This is a genomic window from Brevibacterium sp. SIMBA_078 (assembly GCF_046534565.1).
Lineage (GTDB): Bacteria > Actinomycetota > Actinomycetes > Actinomycetales > Brevibacteriaceae > Brevibacterium.
The window spans coordinates 1-250 of the sequence record NZ_JAWRYQ010000423.1 but is presented as its reverse complement, the minus strand read 5'-3'; the positions used below and the strand labels follow the sequence as shown (position 1 = coordinate 250).

The 250-nt window shown below is 37.2% G+C and carries 1 protein-coding gene; it reads left to right on the top strand.

The annotated features are described in order from the left end of the window. Positions 1 to 250 (top strand): hypothetical protein (locus SB749_RS20270; protein ID WP_410711893.1); only part of this gene is annotated, 250 nt, incomplete at both ends.

The following is a 250-nucleotide window of genomic DNA, read 5'->3' as shown; positions in this document are numbered from 1 at the left end:
ATTGATAAACCGGCAAAGGTAACTATTTCAGCTTTAGATAAATCGTTGAATGCTAAAATTAAAGAAATTGGCTCAGCTGCTCAAGGAGCGAATGCTTTTCCTATTATTTTAAAAATCTCAGCTAATGATATCGCAGGTATCAGAACGGGTATGAGTGCAGAAGTGCAATTTAAACAACAGCAGGGAGAAAGCCATGGTTTTATGGTGCCTGTAAGTGCAATCATGGCAAAAGAAAATAACCAACACTTTG